The organism is Mumia spirodelae, assembly GCF_050632745.1.
GTDB lineage: Bacteria > Actinomycetota > Actinomycetes > Propionibacteriales > Nocardioidaceae > Mumia.
In genome coordinates this window covers 131645-149139 of sequence record NZ_JBODSD010000005.1, presented here as the reverse complement: position 1 = coordinate 149139, position 17495 = coordinate 131645, and the positions used below count along the sequence as shown (strand labels likewise).

The window sequence follows — 17495 nt, the reverse complement described above, 5'->3', positions numbered from 1 at the left end:
GACGGGTCACATCGTCACGCCAGGCAGCTGAGCGGTCTGCTCGAGCCAGGAACGGAGCTGGCCCTCGTCGAGCTCGTCGTCCTCGTGGATGTCGAGGTAGCGGACCTCGTCGTGCTTCGACGGCTTCGGCGGCACGGGGTCGAGCGACGTGCCCTTGAGGAACTGCACCTGGACGTATGCCGTGTAGCAGCGGAACGAGAGGAACCACGTCTTGCCGTCGGGGCCGTAGAAGGGCTGGTTCCACTTGACGGCCTTGTGGACGTCGGGGACGGAGCGTACGACCAGGTCGTCGAGGCGGCGGCCGACGGCGCTCTTCCAGCCGGGCATCGCCTCGATGTAGTCCTGGACCGGCCCGTCGCCGTCGCCCTTCGGGATCTGCGGGTTGCCGCCCGAGAGCAGGGTGGGTCCGGGGCCGTTCTTCTTGGGCTGGGTCATGGGATCACGTCCGGATCGGTGGGTGACGGCCACGCTACCCCGGCGGCGTGCGGGCGGTCAGGCGCTCGATCGCGTGGCGGCGACACCCGCGGTGGCCTCGCGGCGGGTCCACGGCCAGGTGAGCAGCGCCCAGACGGCTGCGACGATCGCGATCTCGAGGACCACGTAGAGGGGCCACGGACCGAGGAGGTCCAGGAGCGAGGCGCGGTGGGGCTTCGCGTTGAGATAGCCGTAGTTGACGCCCGCGAACGCGTTGTAGGTGAACGCGAGCACCGCCCACACGAGCGTGATCGCGACCGTACGACGGTAGGTCGCCCAGGTCGGCCAGATCCCGAGTCCGACGACGAGGTAGACCGCCGCCCAGACGATGAGGATGTGCATCGCCCAGAACATGAGGAAGCGCGGCTCCGGCCAGACCGCGGCCAGGTCCGGCGTCAGCATCCCCTGCGTCGTGAGGGTGATGCCCCACAGGTAGGTCACCGTCGTGGTGAGGCGCGAGCGCGTCCAGAGGGCGTGGACGGCGAAGACCCAGGCGAGGTCGCAGAGCTGGAAGGGGAGCGAGGTCCGGGGGTTCCACTCCGCCGGCAGGAACTGCATCACCTGGAGCGGGATGGTCACCGCGCAGATGCCGACGGCGAGCGTCCTGCTCACGCGCGTCTCCGCCGGCGTGTCGCGCACGCGCCAGCCGATCCACACCACGGCGAAGAGACCGATCGCGAGCACACCCAGGGCGGCGAGATGCTGCGAGCCGAACGTCTCGAAGCGGCCTTCCGCCGCCAGCCTCACCATGGGACCAGGCTAGTGCTGCTCGGGGTCCCCCGAGCCCGTCCCTGGGGGAGCCTCGGGCGGTGCGCTCCCGTGCCGGTGCGCAACCTTCCAGGCACCGTCCTCGCGCCGGTAGATCTGCGTCGCCCGCAGGGTGTAGGTCCTCGGGACACCGTCGACGGAGGCCGACGTGTGCTCGAGACCCACCGTGTACGCGACGTCTCCGGCGACCTCCGCCTCGAGGAGCTCGAACTCGTACGACGTGCAGTCCGAGAAGCTCGCCGCGAGATGGGCGAACAGCGCGTCGAGCTCTTCTTGCCCGCTCGCGTTCCGCCAGGCCCCGAGCACGCTCACCGGGTCGCGGCGCGACCAGAGGGCGCGGCGTGGCCCGGCGTCGCCGTTGTGGACGGCGATCTCCGCGTCCCTGAGCTCCGACCGCACCCAGGCGAGGAACTCCTCGCGTCCGGTCATGAGGCGATTATCGCCCCAATCACGCACCAGGGGGAACGAGGACGACCTTGGCCGCGTGCCCGTCCCGCTGCGCCTTGACCGCGGCATCGAACGCGTCGAGCCCGAACCTGGCTACGAGCCGGTCCAGGGGGAGCCGGCCCCCGCGGTACAGCTCGACCAGGACGGGGACGATCACCGCCGGCTCCGCGTCCCCCTCGACGCAGCCCCGCAGCTGCAGCCCGCGCAGCATGACGTCGCGCAGGTCGATCTCGCCGCGCGCCTTGCCGAGCCCGACCAGCGCGAGGATCCCGCGGGGGGAGAGTGTCGTGAGCGTCGCTGCGATCACGTCGGCACGACCCGTCGTGTCGAGGGCGTGCGTGACCGGAGGGATCGGGTCGTCGAGGCTCGCGTACGCCGCGGCGCCGAGCGACTCCGCGAGCGCGCGACGCTGCTTCAGCGGATCCACCACGACGACCTCCACCCCGACGGCGATCGCGGTGGCGGCTGCGGCGGCCCCGACGCCCCCGCCTCCGACGACGAGGAGCCGGTCTCCCTCATGCGGAGCCAGCGTGTTGAGCACGGCGCCGGCGCCGGTGAGGAAACCGCAGCCCAGAGGAGCCGCGACGTGCGCCGGCACGTCGGCGGGGATCCGGACGCAGGACTGTGCGGGGGCGATCGCGTGGGACGCGAAGGACGACTGCCCGAAGAACGACGCGAACACCGGTTCACCGTCGACGGTGATCGTGGGGGTGCCGTCCGGTCGGCGACCGGAGCTGTTGAGCTGCGTCGCCTGCTCGCAGTACGCCGGGTGGCCGGCGCTGCACTGCGAGCACCGACCGCAGTAGCGGAAGGAGATCACCACGCGGTCGCCCGCGGCGAGGCCGGTGACGGCGGAGCCGATGCGCTCGACGCGCCCGCACCCCTCGTGGCCGAGCACGGCGGGTGCGCCCCGCAGCCCGGCCAGCGTGACCAGGTCGGTGTGGCACAGGCCCGTGGCCTCGATCCGCACGAGCACCTCGTCCGGCCGCAGGTCGTCGAGGCTGGCGTCGACGAGCGTCGCCGGACCGTCCCCCTGGTGCAGCAGGACGGTCGTCACTCGCGCTCCAGGCCGAAGTAGAAGTGCTGACCGTCGGCCAGCACGAGCTCCGGCTTGCCGTTCATGACGCCCATCAGGGTGTCGGTGTCCACCCGCTTGAAGTGGTCGAAGATCGGCATCCCGTCGTAGACCATGGTCGCGGTGACCTCGCCCCGGAACTCGACGTTCCACAGGCTCGCCTCGCCTCGCCCGGACTCGAGGTCGGAGAACAGGTTGCCGTCGTCGTCGGTGCAGATCAGCGGCTGGGCCGAGTGCGCCGAGGCGAAGCGCTTGCCGTGCCACCGGCTCTTGGTCAGCTGCCGCTCGAGCGGGTGGCCGGTCGGGAAGGCGAACCCCTTCCAGCTGCCGAGGACCTGTGCGGCGTCGACCGTCTCGAGGTCACCCCACAGCTCGTCGAGGAGCCGGATGTCCACGGGGCCCTCCTGGGCCCGCAGCTCGTCCCAACGGCGGCGTACGGGGTGCGAACTCGTGAGCATCGATCAACCTCCACGGGGTGCTGCTGTCGGCGTGCTGTCGCGACGACAGTAGTGCGCCGAGGAGCCGGAAGGAAGTGATTCGCCATTAACATCATGGTGTCGGTGAGTCGTGCTCGCGGGCGTGGCAGGCGTCTCCGCGCCACGCCTCGGCGCCTTCCCGGAGCGCGAAGCCGGCGATCACGAGGGCCGCGACCGGGTCGGCCCAGGACCACCCGAGCGCGCCGTTGAGCAGCAGGCCGACGAGCAGGACCGCCGAGAGGAAGGAGCACATGAGGGTCTGCTTCGAGTCCGCGACCGCCGAGGCGGATCCGAGCTCGTGACCGGTACGACGCTCGTACCACGACAGCAGCGGCATCACGACGAGGCTGACGGCCGCGAGCGCGATGCCGACGGGGGAGTGGTCCGGCTGCGCGGCGCCGATCAGGGTCCGGACGGCGTCGACGGCGACGAACGCGGCGAGGCCGAAGAACGAGAACGCGATCAGCCGCATCGCCGTGCGTTCGCGGTGATGGGGCTCGGGAGAGGCGAACTGCCAGGCGACGGCCGCTGCGGACAGCACCTCGACAACCGAGTCCAGGCCGAAGGCGACGAGGGCGGTGGAGGACGCGATGCGGCCGGCGGTCAGCGCGATTACCGCCTCGACGATGTTGTAGGCGATCGTCGCCGCCACGATCCAGCGGATGCGGCGCTCGAGGAGTGCACGTCGCGACGTCGTGAGCAGGGCGGAGCCGCGCTGACGCGAGCTCATCAGCAGGTGCAGCCTTCGCCGTCGCAGCAGTCGGGCTCGACGAACAGGACGAGCTTGAGCAGGTCGTCGAGCGCCGGCGCCAGGTGTGCGTCGGCCAGGCGGTACCACGTGCGGCGGCCCTCCGGGATCGCCTCGACCAGCCCGCAGCCGCGGAGGCACGCCAGCTGGTTGGACATCACCTGGCGGCTCACGCCGAGGGCGTCGGCGAGGTCCGAAGGGAATGCTGGTGCCTCACGCAGCGAGAGCAGGATGCGGGTGCGCGTCGGGTCGGAGAGGGCGTGGCCGAGGCGCGCGAGGGCGTCGACGTGGGTCAGGGCGGCGGGCGCGATGGTCACCCGTGGACAGTACAGCGAATCGTGAATTCACGAAACCCTGAACTTGTGGGAGCCGTGGCCCTCACCCGGGGACGGTGGCCGCCGCGAGCTCGTCGGTGCGTTCGAAGGTGTGGACAGTGCTGCCGAGCTCTCGCCCGTGCGGCTCGGCGCCTGCACTGATCAGGCGGGCGAGCGCGCGCCGGCTCTTGAGGCCGTAGGTGGTCAGGAAGGTCGTCATGCGGCGACTCCGGTCCCGTGCGTCGCGGAGGCGAGAGCCTCGCGCGAGAGCGTAGCGACCTGCGCGATCCAGGTGCTGGGGTCCTCACTGCGGACGCGGTGGGCTGCCCAGTGCGTCGTCATGATGACCGCGCCGGGCTGCGCCGCGAGCTCCTCGCGCATGAGCTCGTTCTGCAGGGACAACAGCTGTCGGTGCCACGTCTTCGGGAGCGGAGCTGCGACCTTGCGCGTGCGCTTCACCGGACCTCCTCGTCGGTTATCCCCGTCTGGTGAAAAGGAAGGTATCACGGGAACTTGTTCAGGACAGATTGGGGTGAGCACGGTTTTACGACGAGAACGTTGCCGGGATAGCCCGTGCCGTGCAGTGACCCACGCGATGATCGCTTCACCAGTCCCGACCCTGAACAACTTCGCTCGCGACTCTCCGACGATGCCGAGCGATGAGTTCTGGCGTGGCCGCGGTCTGCACTCAGAGACCGACCGTCCCCTTCGAGGAGAGCATCATGACCGCGACCTACACCTTCGACGTCTTCTCCAGCCTTGACGGCTACGGCACCGCCGCCGGCGGCGACTGGGGTGGCTACTGGGGCAAGCAGGGCCCGGAGCTGCTCGACCACCGCCTCGCCCAGTACACCCCGGAGCAGCGGCTGGTCCTCGGCGCCAACACCTACCGGGCGTTCGTCGACCTGCTGAGCGCGAGCACCGAGGAGTCGGAAGTGCGTGACCCCTGGGTCTCGCGGTTGTGCGCGCTGCCGGCGACGGTGGTGTCGAACACCCTCGAGGATCCCCTCGACTGGGCGGACGCGACCCTCGTGCCCGGTGATGCCGTCGACGTCGTGGCCCGGCTCAAGGAGGAGTCCGACGTGCCGCTTCGCTCGCACGGCAGCCTGTCGATGAACAGGGCGCTGATGGCTGCCGGTCTCGTCGACCGCGTCCAGGTGACGGTGTTCCCGGTCATCACCGGCAAGACCGGGACTGACCCGATCTTTCGCGGGGCGGACGACTTCGACCTCGAGCTGATCGAGTCCTGCACGCTCGACGGCGCCATCCAGGAGCTCGTCTATCGACCCACGCTGCACGTCAGCGGCTCGTGACGTCGCTGTCGCGCGCGTCGCTGTGCGGCTCGACGCTGTGCCGCTCGACGTGGGTCGCGCCGGTCACCACCGTGAGCGGCGGGACGTCCTTGGCAACGACGGTGCCGGCGCCGACGACCGAGCCATGGCCGATCGTGACGCCCGGCGCGATCGTCGCTCCGGCGCCGATCCAGACGTCGTCCTCGACCACGATCGGCGCGTAGGTGAGGGCGTCGAGCCGTCCTGTGACGTCGACCGGATGACCTGCGGTGCTCAGGGTGACGTTCGGCCCGATCAGCACGCGGTCACCGAGCGTGATGCCGCCGAGGTCGAGGAAAAAGCACCCCTGGTTGATGAAGACGCGCTCGCCGAACGCGGCACCGAGGCCGTAGTCGCAGTAGAACGGCGGGTAGATCGTGAGCGAGTCCGGGAGCGGTCCGCCGAAGATCTCGGCGAGCAGCGCGTTGCGCGCCTCGACGTCGCTGTGCCGGAGCACGTTGAGACGTGACGTCAGGTCCATGACGTGCTGGACGCGCTCGGCGAACGCGCGGGACTCGGGGGTGCGTGTCGGCAGGCGTCGCTCCTCGAACATGGCCCCGATGCTGACAGAGCGGCCCGACATTTCCGGGCAGTGCGCATGAACTGGTCAAGCGCTATTGTCGTGTGATTCTCGTCACACGACAGTGACCCCCCGGAGGCTCTCATGTCCGTCCGTCCAGCATCCCTCCTCCAACGCCGGACACCGCTCCGGCTCCTCGTCCTCGGCCTGGCCCTCGTGCTGGTCGCGGCGTTCGGTCCACCCGCGGCGACCGCCAGCGACCCCGGCCACTCCGGCGACGCCCCGTACCGCGGCAAGGTGATCTCCCTCCTGCGCCACATGACCGTGGAGCAGAAGGTCGGCCAGCTCTTCGTCATCGAGGTCGCGGGCCGCGACGCCAACAACGTCAGCGACACCGCGAAGGCCGTCAACCAGCGGCTGTACGGCGTCGACACGCCGGCGCAGGCGGTCGCGAAGTACCAGCCCGGCGGCGTCATCTACTACACGACGCGCAACAACGACGACAACATCGGCAGCCCGGCCCAGGTGGCGACGCTCTCCAACGGCCTGCAGGAGGCCGCCCTGGCGCAGCCTCGCAGCATCCCGCTGCAGATCGCGGTCGACCAGGAGGGCGGTGCGCTCGTCGCCCGCTTCGGACCCCCCGCGACCCAGATGCCCGGCAACATGGCGCTCGGGGCGGGCCGGTCGGCGGACGACGCCCACCGCTCGGCCGAGGTCATCGGCACCGAGCTGGCCGCGGTCGGCGTCACGCAGGACTACGCCCCGGTGGCCGACGTCAACGTCAACCCGAACAACCCCGTCATCGGCATCCGGTCGATCGGCTCCGACCCGGCACTGGTGTCCGACCTCGTCGCGGCGCAGGTCCGCGGCTACCACTCCGGTGGCGTCTCCGCCGTCGCGAAGCACTTCCCGGGCCACGGCGACACCGGCAAGGACAGCCACTTCGGCCTGCCCGAGGTGACCCACACGCGCGCCGAGATGGACGCCATCGACCTGCCGCCCTTCCGTGCCGCGATCGCCGCGGGGATCGACACGATCATGACCGCCCACGTCGTGCTGCCGGCGATCGACCCGGGCGTGCCCGCGACGATGTCGCACAAGATCCTCACCGGGCTGCTGCGCGAGGAGCTCGGGTTCGACGGACTGATCGTGACCGACGCCCTCGACATGCAGGGCGCGACCTCGACGTACCCGCCGAACGTGGCGCCGGTGAAGGCCTTCCTCGCCGGTGCCGACCAGCTGCTGGTGCCGCCGCAGATGGACACCGCCTACAACGCCGTCCTCGACGCCGTCCGCAGCGGGGAGATCAGCAAGCAGCGGCTCGACGAGTCCGTCTACCGGATCCTGATGCACAAGCACAAGCGCGGCATCTTCCAGGACCCGTACGTCGACGCGGCCGCCGCCACGCAGGTGGTGGGTGCGCCGCAGCACCTCGCCGATGCCCAGGCGATCACCGACCGGACGACGACGCTGGTGAAGAACGACGCAGGGCTGCTGCCGCTGGCGGCCGGTCCGCGCCGCGTCCTCGTCGCCGGATGGGGCGTCGGTACGACCCAGACGATGGCGACGGCGCTCGCGGCACGGGGAGCGACCACGCAGGTCCTCGAGTCAGGCACGACACCGTCGGCGACCGCCATCGCGAACGCCGTCGCGGCCGCGCAGAACGCCGACCTCGTGGTGGTGTCGACCAACAACGCCTACGCCGTCAACGCGGACACCGGACTACCGACGCCGGCCGCGGTGGCACAGACGAACCTGGTGCGGGCCCTGCTGGCGACCGGGAAGCCGGTCGTGGTCGCGGCGATGCGCAACCCGTACGACGTCGCGTCCTTCCCTGAGGCGCAGACCGTGCTCGACACCTACGGCTACACCGCAGGTCAGGTCGAGTCGCTCGTGCGGGTGCTGTTCGGCGAGGTGGACCCGGCCGGGCGCCTGCCCGTCTCCATCCCGCGTGCCGACGGGACGGGCGAGCTGTTCCCGTTCGGTCACGGCCTCGGTTTCTGACGGGAGGCGCAAGCCAGATGCGGGCCGGACGCTGAGCGTGTCCGGCCCGCATCGCAGCGCTCGCGTCACCAGGCGCGAGCAGAACGAATGCAGGCCAGACCTCGAGCGTCTTGCCTGCATTCGACCCGTCGGAGCTCGCCGCGGGGCGGCGCGTCACGTCAACCGGTGCCTGCCGAACGCCGCCGCCCGCGAAGCGGGCACGGTTCTGCCGGACCTGGACGTGCAGGCTGCCACGCCCGGCCGTCGGGACGGCGGGTACGGCGTCGCCCCCGGTGGCGCCGTACCCGCGCGCCGGCCCCCGGAGGCGTACACGACCCCTGCCGCGAGTCCGGCGGTGGCCAGCACAGTGATGGTCTTCTTGTTCATGCCGCTTCCCCCATGTGACGCTGAAAGGCACCCGGGCGGGCGTTCGGTGAGCTGCCCGCGGGGCGCCACGGCGAAGGATCCTGTCACCGGGGCGAGGAGTGCCGACAGGCTTTTCGACGTGCCTTGAAATGCAGCGTTCCGTGATCGGCGCGTCTGGGAGTCTGAGGGCGTCTGGAGAGGGGGAATCCAGTGCTTCGTATCCATTTCAGCGAGGTCGACCTCGCGCGGACCCGGCTCGCCGCCACGCCCGATCCGCTGTGGGAGATCGCGTCGAGCCTGCACCGCTTCCAGACCCGCCGGGGCCGCTGGGCGCACGAGCGCTGGTACACCGACGCAGTGCGCACGCTGCGTGACACCACGCTCGGACGAGCCGTCCGGACCCTTCTTCTGCCCCTCTACCCACGCGCGCGATACTTCCCGGACTTCCTCACCCCCGCCGAGGGCGCCGACGGCCTCGACGCGGGGCTGGAGGCGATCCTCGCGCTGCCCGAGCGTCGTGTGGCGGGGGAGATCTCGCGCATCGAGCCGCGGCAGGGCAATCGCTCACCGCTGGGCGCGCTCGCGGCGCCACGGGGGCGGCGCATCCTGACCGAGACGCTGCGCGCGTACCACGCCGCGGTGATCTCCCCGATGGCCGACCAGATGCGCAGCCTGCTCGACAGCGAGCGCGCCTTGCGCGCCCGTCACCTCCTCGACGGGGGAGTGGACGGTCTGCTCCGAGGCTTCGGTCCGACGCTCCAGTGGCGCCCCCCGGTCCTCGGGGTCCTCGAGCACGTCGCCGACCGCGACATCCACCTCGACGGGCGCGGACTGCTTCTGGTCCCGTCGTACTTCTGCTGGCAGCAGCCGGTCACCCTCGCCGACCCGGGGCTGCCGCAGGTGCTCGTCTACCCCTTGCCTCGCTCCGCCGCGGACCACCTCGCCGCATGCCCGGAGGAGGCGGTGGCCGCGCTCATCGGTGGCAGCCGCGCGTCCGTGCTCGCGGCCTGCGCGACCGGGGCCACCACGTCGGAGCTCGCCCGCAGGGCCGGCCTGTCCGCCGGCACCGTCAGCTACCACACGCGTACGCTGCGCGAGGCGGGTCTGATCAGCAGCCGCCGCCACGCCGAGACCGTGCTGCACACCCTGACCCGGCTGGGCGAGGACCTCCTGCGTCAAGCCGGCTGAGGGCGATCGAACCGGGCCGCGATAGTCGGGTGCGGGGCCTGTGCCGAGGAGCACGCTTGACGCGGAAGGGGACACCGTGATCGCAGTGCTCAACCGGCTCGTCGAGCACGTCGACGACCACCTCACCGAGGAGATCGACGTCGCCGGCCTGGCGAGCAGCCTCGGTACGACGGAGTACCACCTGCGTCGGATGTTCTCGTCGCTGGCCGGGATGCCGTTGTCCGAGTACGTCCGGCGGCGCCGGATGGCCGTGGCGGCCGCCGAGGTCGTCGGCGGCGACGACCTGCTGGGGATCGCCGTGCGGTACGGCTACGGCTCCACCGAGGCGTTCGGGCGAGCGTTCCGGGCGGTGCACGGCGTCGGTCCTGGCGACGCGCGGCGAGACGGTGGCCCCCTCCGGACACAACCGCAGCTCAGGTTCCACCTGACCGTCGAAGGGAACACCCCTATGGACACCCGCATCGCCACCCGACCGGCGTTCCGACTCGCCGGCCACGCGGCCCGCGTACCGCTCATCCACCACGGCGCCAACCCGCACATCCAGGCGCACATCGCGTCGCTGCCCGAGGCCGAGCACCCTCGCCTCAAGGCCTTGAGCACCACCGAGCCTGCGGGACTGCTGCAGGTGAGCGACGACGTCGACCCGGATGCCACCGAGGGGAGCGAGCTGACCTACCTCCACGGAGTGGCCGTCACCGAGGCGACGCCCGTGCCTGACGACCTCGACACGATCGACGTCGCGGCCGGCGACTGGGCGGTGTTCCGGACGACGGGCCCCTACCCGGCGGCGCTGCAGTCCACCTGGGCCGCCACGGCCACGGACTGGTTCCCGTCCAACCCGTGGCGGCTGCGCCCCGGCCCGTCGATCGTGGCCGTGCTCGAGCGCGCCGACGACTTCACGACGGCGACGTGCGAGCTGTGGCTCCCCGTGGAACGCGCCTAGCTGTCGGCTACGCCGATTCGCGGGATCGCGAAAAAGTCCGGCGAGTAGGCATCCGATCGAGCGCCGGCGACGAAGAAACGGGTACGGAAGGTGTTCCGACCCGGACTGGCCGGCGGGAGGCGTACCCACTCCTTTCGCCTCTCGTCGGCCCACCACCGCCACCGCGCGGTGCCCTTTCTCCACGGGGCGGCAAGCCGAGAACGCAACCTCGTCAAATGTCGGTGACACGCGTCCGAGCCGACGCCCATGCTTGCCGTCACCAAGCAGCGGTGCCGGCGTCCGACGGGTCGGGTGTTCCGGCTGAGTCGGGGGGCATCATGAGGCGGACGCTCGGAGTGGTGATGGGTCTGGTCGTGGCGGGGTCGATGGTGCCGATGGCGCCCGCCCACGCCGCGCAGAGGACGGTCGAGGATCGTATCGGCGACGGTGTGGACGGCATGGACATCACGAGCATCACGGTGAAGAACCGCCGGACGAGCCTGATCCTGGTGGTCAAGGTGACCGATCTCAAGCGTCGCGGCCAGCTCGGCAGCGTCGGTTTCTACCTCGACACCCGACCCAAGCGACGCGGGCCGGAGTTCGCAGTCGGCGGTGGAACCTCCGACGGAACCGACTGGGGCATCTCCCCAGTTCGGCGCTGGAGGCCCGGCATGCCGATCCACTGCCGCGTCGGCATGAGCGTCGACTACGCGCGTGACAGGGTCGCGTTCCGCGTGAGCCCCACGTGCTTGGGCGCGTACGGCAAGGTGCGGGTGATCGCGGGCGCGTCCGACACGGCCTCGGGGAGCCAACGGAGCGACTGGGCTCCGAAGCGCAGGACGTTCACCCGGTGGGTGCATCGCGGCTAGCGTCGCCGGCGCCCGCGAGCTCAGTCAGGATCGTCGCTGTCGTCGAACACGTCCTCCCAGTCCTCGGTGGGCGCGGCGAACGCGTTCTCGCCCGACGCGAGCAGACTGCGGGTGAACAGCTCCTGGTCGGACATCAGCTCGTCGAGCGCGGCCGCGAGGTCGTCGTCCCCGGCGGCGCGCTCGGCGAGGACCGCGCGCAGGACGGCGCGGCGTACGAGCTCCTTCGCGAACGACGCGGTGACCCCGTCGGCCCGGTCGGCCGCGGCGTGCAGTGCGTCGGAGGAGAACGCCTGGTCACGGGCGTACAGGGTGAAGAGCGCTGCCCGTGCGTCGGCGTCGGGGAGCGGGATCTCCACCGCGAGGTCGACGCGTCCGGGCCGGCGCGCGAGGGCTCGCTCGAGCAGGTCCGGCCGGTTGGTGGTCATCACGAACGCGACGTCGGCATCGCCGTCGAGGCCGTCGAGCGCGTCGAGGAGCTCGAAGAGCATCGAGTCGGGTGAGTCGATCATGTCCCGGTCCTCTGCGACGAGGTCGCAGTCCTCCAGGACGACGATCGCCGGCTCGAGGCTGCGCGCGATCTGGGTCGCTTCTCGTACGAGGCCCAGCGCGTTGCCGCTGAGCAGGATCGCTGTGGTCCCCTCGCTCTTGCCGACGAGGTGCCGGACCGTGTGCGTCTTGCCGGTTCCGGGAGGTCCGTACAGCAGGACACCGCGCTTGAGGTGCTGCCCTGCGGCGCGCATCGCGGCGTGGTTGGCGCCGATCGCGATGACGTGCCGTTCGATCCGCTCGAGCGTGCCGGGCGGGAGGACGACCTCGTCAGCCGGCACGTCGGGTCGCTCGTGGAAGAACAGACCGTCGAGGGTCTCGTCGTCGTACCGCTGACCGGTGAAGGAGACGACCTGACCGCGCAGGACGCTGTGCTCGGCCATCACGGCACGCAGGCTCGCGAGGAAGTGCGAGGTCGCCTCGGGCGTCGGCGACGCGATCTCGAGCTGGGCGGAAGAGAGGCCGTACATCGGGTTGGCGTCACGCTGCCGAACCGCGAGCGGGACGCCGTCGTGCTCGAACAGCCACACGCCGTGCGAGACGACCTGGCGGTCCTTGCCCGGACCGACCGGCAGCGTCACGTACGGAACAGGGCCGACGCCGGTGCTGCCGAGCTCGCCGCGCAAGACCTCGGCGAACGTCCCGTGGGCTGCGTGGCGGCTCGCCAGTCCGACCAGCTGGCCGTCGTGCGCCAGTGCCGACAGAGCCACGTCGGCGTCCGCGAGCCGGATCCGGCTGAGACGTTCGGTGACGATCGCGATATCGGTCGAGGCACAGCCGAGATGACGGTCGACGAGGGCCGTCAGCGGCGACGAGTCGGCACGGTTCTCCTGCAGGTCGACGACGTCGCGCAGGAAGCGGGTGAACGTGGCGACGAAGTCCGGGACGTCGGTCATGGGCGAACTCTGCCACGGGGTGTCCGGCTACCGCTCGCGCTTTATCTGGAACGACGTTCCGCGAACCGTCGCCATGCTGCTAGCGTCCCGCTGTGACCAGCTCCGTACCGCTCGACCTCGCCGCGTCGCCGCGCGACAACCTCTACGCGTTCGGCAAGACGTGGGGGACCTTCGGCGAGGACCCGCTCGTCTCGACGTTCCACGGCGCCATGTACGCGTCGGTCGGGACGTCCCGCCTGCAGCCGCTCTTCGGGTACGCCGGCACCGGCATCACGAAGGTCCGCTTCGTGGGCGAGGGGGCCTCCGAGCGCCTGCAGATGCGCGGCAAGGAGACCGGCTTCTTCTACGACCTGCGGACGGGCGACGTGCTCGAGACCTGGGACAACCCGTTCACGGGGGAGACGGTCGAGGTCTTCCCGTTCCTCAACGACAGGATCGGCGGCGAGCTCACGCTCGAGATGCCGAGGCTCTACGTCGGCGACGCCGAGGAGCACGGCGTCGCCATGAACGAGAACGTCGACGCGTCCGACGACGGGTCGCTGCCCTTCCTCCTGCCATGGGCCGTCTACGGCGACGAGGTGCTGCTCGAGTGGGACTACGCGCACGAATACCCCAACCCGGTGACACCGTCGGGCTGGCCGCGGTCCTCGACGGGCGAGACGATCAACCCGTCGGAGCACTTCGTCATCTACACGTCGAAGCGTGAGCTCGAGGACCGCGACCTCGCCTCGGCGCACTTCCGTGCGGGGTTCTCGCGCGTGTCCCCGTTCTGGCCGTGGATGCGGATGGGCGGCTCCGGCCTCGAGGGCGGCGTGATGACGGGCCGTCTGCACAGTCGCAAGACGATCCGCGGGCTCGACGACGTACCGCCGAAGATCCGCGCCTACACGGAGCGCCACCACCCCGACTACTTCGAGGCGCCGAAGGACTGGGACGTGTCGGGCCCGATCCTGTCCTCGTGGGAGGCCTACGCGCGCGCCACCCCGCGCGAGGCGTGAGGCGCGTTCACAGCACAGGCGGGAGTCTGCGCGTCTCCACCAGCTGGCGGGCGACCTCGCGGAGCTTGAGGTTGTGGTTCTGCGAGTAGCGTCGGAGCACCGCGAAGGCCCTCGGCTCGTCGAGGTCGAAGCGCTCCATGAGGATGCCTTGCGCCTGGCCGATGAGCTTGCGCGCGTCCAAGGCGATCTGGAGGTGCTCCTCCTTCTCCGCCGTGACCAGGGCGATGGCTGCGTGCCGGGCGAAGATGTGCGCGAGCGCTGCGTCGTCGTCGTCGAAGAAGCGCGGCTCGGTGGAGTACAGCGAGACGGCGCCGATGCGGTGGGACTCGGGTGCGAGGCTGACGCTGAGCAGGCTCGCGAACCCGAGGTCGGTGACTTCCTTCGCCCAGAGCGGCCAGCGCCGGTCGTTCGCAAGGTCGCCTGATCGCAGTGTCTGGTCCCAGTCCTCGCTGAAGAGCGGACCTTCGGCCAGCGTCATCTGGAGCTCGTCGGCGCGGTAGACCTCGTCACCCGTGGCCGAGACCGTCTCGAGCCTCCCGCCGCCGCGGATCATCGTGACGCCAGCCTGATCCATCTCGAGCATCTCGCACAGGCACTTGATCACCTGCTCGGCGGTCTCGGCGGGGGAGTCGGCCGCGTGGATCTCCTCGATGAGCTCGGCGAGCTCGCCTGCATCCAGCGGATTCTCGAAGCTCATGCCGCTCCCTCCCGCCGAGCGGCACCCACGTGTGCCGTGCTGTGACTGTAGACCCGTTCCCCCACCGAAACCAGGTGCTAAGCACATCGCGTACGAGAGGGGGTGCGGCTGTGCCTGCCGCGCTGTAGGACAGGCACAGCCTTGGTCGTGGTCCATTCCGGACTGGACCGCCACCCGAGCAAGGCGGTACCCGCGCGGAGGGACTCAATTCGTGGTTTGGTGAATCGGTGTCACGAGGGTTTGCGGCGAGAAGCGTTTCGCGCCCTCGGCGGCGGGAACACTTCGGATGCGGAGCCCGGCGGCACCACGCACCCATGACACCGACATCGCCCGCGCCGGGCCGGGGGGCAGAAGGAGATCATCATGAGCCAGCTCGATCCCGAGTCGACCGAAGGCCCTGCAGACGGCGGTGCTGAGGGTACGCCGGGCGTGCACGACGGTGGCGCGGACGGCGGCGCCGACAGTGGTGCCGAAGGCCCCGCGGACGGGGGCGCCGAGGGTACGCCGGGCGTGCACGACGGCGGTGCGGACGGCGGCGCCGACAGTGGTGCCGAAGGCCCCGCGGACGGCGGTGCAGAAGGTACGCCGGGCGCGCGCGACGGCGGGGCAGACGGCGGCGCATGACCGCTCGTCAGATCGGGGCGCCTCTCGCGGAGGGGCGCCCCGACCGTCGCGGCAGCGCATCTCCCACCAGCCCGGTGGAGAGGATGCTCGGACGTCCTCTCGAGCACTTCGCCACGACCTCCTGGGGGCGCGAACCGCTCCTCGTGACCTCCGCTGAGCGCAGCGGTGGTTTCGAGGACCTTCTCGACGAGGACGCGGTGGACACGCTGCTGTCCGAGCACGGCCTGCGCACACCCTTCCTGCGGGTCGCCCGGGACGGGACGACGCTGCCGAACCATGACTTCACCGCCGGCGCGGGTGTCGGCGCGGGGATCGCGGATCAGGTCGACGACTCTCGGCTGAGCGAGCTCTTCGCCGACGGGGCGACGCTGGTCCTGCAAGGGCTGCACCGGACGTGGCCACCTCTCGTCCGCTTCGTCGCCGACCTGGCCGCCGAGCTCGGACACCCGGTGCAGGCGAACGCGTACGTCACTCCGCCCCAGTCGCAGGGGTTCGACGACCACTACGACGTCCACGACGTGTTCGTGCTGCAGATCAGCGGTGAGAAGGAGTGGCGGATCCACCGGCCGGTCCTCGCGTCGCCGCTGCGGGACCAGCCCTGGACGGACCGTCGGCGCGCCGTCGCGCAGGCTGCCGAGGAGCCGCCGCTGATCCGGGCAGTGCTGCGACCGGGGGACTGCCTCTACCTGCCCCGCGGATACCTGCACGCCGCGACCGCGCTCGGTGACGTGAGCACCCACCTCACGCTCGGCGTCCACGCCTGGACCCGGCACGCGGTCGCCGGCGAGCTCGCCCACGTCCTCCTCGAGACGCTCTCGGACGATGCGGAGGTCCGCGCGTCCCTGGCCGCGGGCATCGACGTGGGATACGCGGACCGGATCGGGGCGGACGTCGACCTCGTACGCGACCGACTGGCGGCAGCGCTCTCGGGCGTCGACGCACAGGTGGTCGCTCGCAGGCTCGCGGCGGCATCTCGTCGTGCCGGGCGGGCGGCACCCGTCGGGCCGGTCTCGCAGCTTCGCGCGACGCAGGACCTCTCGGTTGACGACCGCGTGACGCTGCGCGACCACCTTCAGGCTGCCGTACGTCCCCGTCGTGACGGGGGAGGCGATCTCGTGAGCCGCGCCGGGACGGTACGGCTCGGCGCGGGCGAGCTCGACGCGGTCGGCGATCTTCTGACGTCCGGCGAGACCTCGGTCGCGGCGCTCGGGATCGACCTCGCGCGCCGCCTGCTGGCGGCCGCCGTCGTGGTCTGTGACGGCTGACCCGGTGCCTGAGGGAGCGGCGCCGGCAGATCCGTTCAGGTGCGCCGCGGCTGCGCGTGGGCGTCACGACCCGCTCGCCGCCACGGCCACGCCCGCGCAGCGGTGGCTGCTGGTCGAGCACCCCGGTCCCTGGCCGTTCAACGCGTTCGCGTCTGACGCGATCGAGCCTGAGGTCCTGGGCGAGCTGGCCGCGGCCATCCGCGTCGCGCGGTCGCGGCTGCTCATGATCCGCCGGCCGGGCCGCCAGGTCGACACCACCGAGCGGCGCTGGGCCGTGATGGACAACGACGCCGGGCACGGTGCGGTGTGGGGGACCTGGCGGCGCAGCTCCGACCTGCGGGAAGCCGCGGCGGTCGTCCGCGAGCCGTTGGGGCCGGCGACCGGGCCGCCGCGCACGACCCTGCTGGTCTGCACCCACGGCAGGCACGACGTCTGCTGCGCGATCCGCGGGCGCCCCGTGGCGTCGGCCCTGGCCGAGCGCTGGCCCGACGAGACGTGGGAGTGCTCGCACATCGGGGGCGACCGTTTCGCCGCGAACGTCGTCGTGCTGCCGGGCGGCACGACGTACGGGAACCTCGACGCCGACAGCGCCGTCGACGTCGTGTCCTCCCACCTCGCCGGTGCCGTCGTCCCGGCGTACCTGCGGGGCGTCGCCTCGGCCCCACCGTTCGGGCAGGCCGCAGTCGTCGCGGCGCACGAACGGTACGGCCCCCTGCCGGCGGAGGCGGTGCGGTTCGTGGAGGGTCGTCGTACCGGGACGGGCTCGTGGGTCGCGGAGGTCGCGGTGGTCCGCGACGGGCGTACGACGCGCCTCGTGGCGGACGTCGTCGCGACCGAACGCGTACCGGCGATGCTCACGTGCGCGGCGCACCAGGAGACCTCGGCGACGAGCTACACGGTGGCCCGGGTGGAAGCGGGGGAGTAGGCGCCGGGCTCACGTCGCGTCGGTGCGCACGAGCCGCCACCCGCCCGCCGTGATCGCGGCCGC

General features: G+C 71.2%; 21 protein-coding genes. 9 read left to right on the top strand and 12 right to left on the bottom strand.

Features of this window, described 5'->3' with window-relative positions:
• Positions 1–6: 6 nt before the first annotated feature.
• The 9 genes from ACQSSQ_RS20800 to ACQSSQ_RS20760 form a co-directional block, all read right to left on the bottom strand.
• Positions 7–435, bottom strand: coding sequence for a DUF1801 domain-containing protein (locus tag ACQSSQ_RS20800; protein WP_431329046.1), 429 nt, complete (start codon positions 433–435; stop codon positions 7–9).
• A 57-nt stretch (positions 436–492) separates the two neighbouring features.
• Positions 493–1224: a YwaF family protein gene (locus ACQSSQ_RS20795; RefSeq protein WP_431329045.1), complete on the bottom strand. Its 732-nt coding sequence runs from the start codon at positions 1222–1224 to the stop codon at positions 493–495.
• A gap of 9 nt (positions 1225–1233) precedes the next feature.
• Positions 1234–1671: a YybH family protein gene (locus ACQSSQ_RS20790; RefSeq protein WP_431329044.1), complete on the bottom strand. Its 438-nt coding sequence runs from the start codon at positions 1669–1671 to the stop codon at positions 1234–1236.
• A gap of 19 nt (positions 1672–1690) precedes the next feature.
• Positions 1691–2746: an alcohol dehydrogenase catalytic domain-containing protein gene (locus tag ACQSSQ_RS20785; RefSeq protein WP_431329043.1), complete on the bottom strand. Its 1056-nt coding sequence runs from the start codon at positions 2744–2746 to the stop codon at positions 1691–1693.
• A complete protein-coding gene (locus ACQSSQ_RS20780) occupies positions 2743–3222 on the bottom strand; it encodes a DUF4334 domain-containing protein (protein ID WP_431329042.1) in 480 nt (159 codons plus the stop codon). The genes ACQSSQ_RS20785 and ACQSSQ_RS20780 overlap by 4 nt, the downstream gene beginning before the upstream one ends.
• Before the next feature lie 91 nt (positions 3223–3313).
• Entirely contained in the window at positions 3314–3970 is a 657-nt protein-coding gene (locus ACQSSQ_RS20775) for a cation efflux transmembrane domain-containing protein (RefSeq protein WP_431329041.1), read from the bottom strand.
• The gene (locus ACQSSQ_RS20770) at positions 3970–4305 is read right to left on the bottom strand and encodes an ArsR/SmtB family transcription factor (RefSeq protein ID WP_431329040.1); all 336 of its coding nucleotides are present in this window, start codon (positions 4303–4305) and stop codon (positions 3970–3972) included. The genes ACQSSQ_RS20775 and ACQSSQ_RS20770 overlap by 1 nt, the downstream gene beginning before the upstream one ends.
• 61 nt (positions 4306–4366) lie before the next feature.
• Complete coding sequence (locus tag ACQSSQ_RS20765) at positions 4367–4522, bottom strand: hypothetical protein (RefSeq protein WP_431329039.1); 156 nt, start codon at positions 4520–4522, stop codon at positions 4367–4369.
• A complete protein-coding gene (locus ACQSSQ_RS20760) occupies positions 4519–4761 on the bottom strand; it encodes a hypothetical protein (protein ID WP_431329038.1) in 243 nt (80 codons plus the stop codon). Before ACQSSQ_RS20760 ends, ACQSSQ_RS20765 begins: the two co-directional genes overlap by 4 nt.
• A 263-nt stretch (positions 4762–5024) precedes the next feature.
• Between ACQSSQ_RS20760 and ACQSSQ_RS20755 the strand changes: the two genes are divergently transcribed.
• On the top strand, positions 5025–5615 hold the full coding sequence (locus tag ACQSSQ_RS20755; protein ID WP_431329037.1) for a dihydrofolate reductase family protein: 591 nt from the start codon (positions 5025–5027) through the stop codon (positions 5613–5615).
• Here the strand turns inward: ACQSSQ_RS20755 and ACQSSQ_RS20750 are convergent.
• The gene (locus ACQSSQ_RS20750; protein ID WP_431329036.1) at positions 5602–6186 is read right to left on the bottom strand and encodes a sugar O-acetyltransferase; all 585 of its coding nucleotides are present in this window, start codon (positions 6184–6186) and stop codon (positions 5602–5604) included. The genes ACQSSQ_RS20755 and ACQSSQ_RS20750 overlap by 14 nt on opposite strands.
• A gap of 111 nt (positions 6187–6297) precedes the next feature.
• Between ACQSSQ_RS20750 and ACQSSQ_RS20745 the strand changes: the two genes are divergently transcribed.
• From ACQSSQ_RS20745 to ACQSSQ_RS20730, 4 genes are all read left to right on the top strand, one after another.
• Positions 6298–8157 carry a glycoside hydrolase family 3 protein gene (locus tag ACQSSQ_RS20745; protein ID WP_431329035.1) on the top strand — a complete coding sequence of 620 codons (1860 nt, stop codon included), beginning with the start codon at positions 6298–6300 and terminating at the stop codon, positions 8155–8157.
• Between the two features lie 555 nt (positions 8158–8712).
• Complete coding sequence (locus tag ACQSSQ_RS20740) at positions 8713–9690, top strand: ArsR/SmtB family transcription factor (RefSeq protein ID WP_431329034.1); 978 nt, start codon at positions 8713–8715, stop codon at positions 9688–9690.
• 76 nt (positions 9691–9766) lie between these two features.
• Positions 9767–10633, top strand: a complete 867-nt coding sequence (locus tag ACQSSQ_RS20735) for a GyrI-like domain-containing protein (protein WP_431329033.1) — start codon at positions 9767–9769, stop codon at positions 10631–10633.
• Positions 10634–10950: 317 nt separating this feature from the next.
• Positions 10951–11481, top strand: a complete 531-nt coding sequence (locus ACQSSQ_RS20730; RefSeq protein WP_431329032.1) for a hypothetical protein — start codon at positions 10951–10953, stop codon at positions 11479–11481.
• A 20-nt stretch (positions 11482–11501) separates the two neighbouring features.
• On the opposite strand, the gene ACQSSQ_RS20725 is transcribed toward ACQSSQ_RS20730, so the two are convergent.
• Positions 11502–12923, bottom strand: coding sequence for an AAA family ATPase (locus tag ACQSSQ_RS20725; protein WP_431329031.1), 1422 nt, complete (start codon positions 12921–12923; stop codon positions 11502–11504).
• A gap of 92 nt (positions 12924–13015) precedes the next feature.
• Here ACQSSQ_RS20725 and ACQSSQ_RS20720 point away from each other — a divergent pair, with 92 nt between their 5' ends.
• Complete coding sequence (locus ACQSSQ_RS20720; RefSeq protein WP_431329030.1) at positions 13016–13921, top strand: DUF1838 family protein; 906 nt, start codon at positions 13016–13018, stop codon at positions 13919–13921.
• A 7-nt stretch (positions 13922–13928) separates the two neighbouring features.
• Here ACQSSQ_RS20720 and ACQSSQ_RS20715 read toward each other — a convergent pair whose 3' ends face one another.
• Complete coding sequence (locus ACQSSQ_RS20715) at positions 13929–14618, bottom strand: GAF and ANTAR domain-containing protein (RefSeq protein WP_431329029.1); 690 nt, start codon at positions 14616–14618, stop codon at positions 13929–13931.
• Positions 14619–14981: 363 nt separating this feature from the next.
• Here ACQSSQ_RS20715 and ACQSSQ_RS20710 point away from each other — a divergent pair, with 363 nt between their 5' ends.
• The 3 genes from ACQSSQ_RS20710 to ACQSSQ_RS20700 all read left to right on the top strand — a co-directional run bounded on the left by ACQSSQ_RS20710 (position 14982) and on the right by ACQSSQ_RS20700 (position 17432).
• Complete coding sequence (locus tag ACQSSQ_RS20710) at positions 14982–15242, top strand: hypothetical protein (protein WP_431329028.1); 261 nt, start codon at positions 14982–14984, stop codon at positions 15240–15242.
• A gap of 83 nt (positions 15243–15325) precedes the next feature.
• Entirely contained in the window at positions 15326–16507 is a 1182-nt protein-coding gene (locus tag ACQSSQ_RS20705; RefSeq protein ID WP_431329027.1) for a cupin domain-containing protein, read from the top strand.
• A 4-nt stretch (positions 16508–16511) separates the two neighbouring features.
• Positions 16512–17432, top strand: a complete 921-nt coding sequence (locus ACQSSQ_RS20700; protein WP_431329026.1) for a ferredoxin family protein — start codon at positions 16512–16514, stop codon at positions 17430–17432.
• Positions 17433–17495 lie beyond the last annotated feature (63 nt).

Coding starts and splice junctions, on each gene's coding strand:
- ACQSSQ_RS20800 (WP_431329046.1), bottom strand. CDS start 435: ATGACCCAGCCCAAGAAGAACGGCCCCGGACCCACCCTGCTCTCGGGC.
- ACQSSQ_RS20795 (WP_431329045.1), bottom strand. CDS start 1,224: ATGGTGAGGCTGGCGGCGGAAGGCCGCTTCGAGACGTTCGGCTCGCAG.
- ACQSSQ_RS20790 (WP_431329044.1), bottom strand. CDS start 1,671: ATGACCGGACGCGAGGAGTTCCTCGCCTGGGTGCGGTCGGAGCTCAGG.
- ACQSSQ_RS20780 (WP_431329042.1), bottom strand. CDS start 3,222: ATGCTCACGAGTTCGCACCCCGTACGCCGCCGTTGGGACGAGCTGCGG.
- ACQSSQ_RS20775 (WP_431329041.1), bottom strand. CDS start 3,970: ATGAGCTCGCGTCAGCGCGGCTCCGCCCTGCTCACGACGTCGCGACGT.
- ACQSSQ_RS20765 (WP_431329039.1), bottom strand. CDS start 4,522: ATGACGACCTTCCTGACCACCTACGGCCTCAAGAGCCGGCGCGCGCTC.
- ACQSSQ_RS20755 (WP_431329037.1), top strand. CDS start 5,025: ATGACCGCGACCTACACCTTCGACGTCTTCTCCAGCCTTGACGGCTAC.
- ACQSSQ_RS20750 (WP_431329036.1), bottom strand. CDS start 6,186: ATGTTCGAGGAGCGACGCCTGCCGACACGCACCCCCGAGTCCCGCGCG.
- ACQSSQ_RS20745 (WP_431329035.1), top strand. CDS start 6,298: ATGTCCGTCCGTCCAGCATCCCTCCTCCAACGCCGGACACCGCTCCGG.
- ACQSSQ_RS20730 (WP_431329032.1), top strand. CDS start 10,951: ATGAGGCGGACGCTCGGAGTGGTGATGGGTCTGGTCGTGGCGGGGTCG.
- ACQSSQ_RS20725 (WP_431329031.1), bottom strand. CDS start 12,923: ATGACCGACGTCCCGGACTTCGTCGCCACGTTCACCCGCTTCCTGCGC.
- ACQSSQ_RS20715 (WP_431329029.1), bottom strand. CDS start 14,618: ATGAGCTTCGAGAATCCGCTGGATGCAGGCGAGCTCGCCGAGCTCATC.
- ACQSSQ_RS20710 (WP_431329028.1), top strand. CDS start 14,982: ATGAGCCAGCTCGATCCCGAGTCGACCGAAGGCCCTGCAGACGGCGGT.
- ACQSSQ_RS20705 (WP_431329027.1), top strand. CDS start 15,326: ATGCTCGGACGTCCTCTCGAGCACTTCGCCACGACCTCCTGGGGGCGC.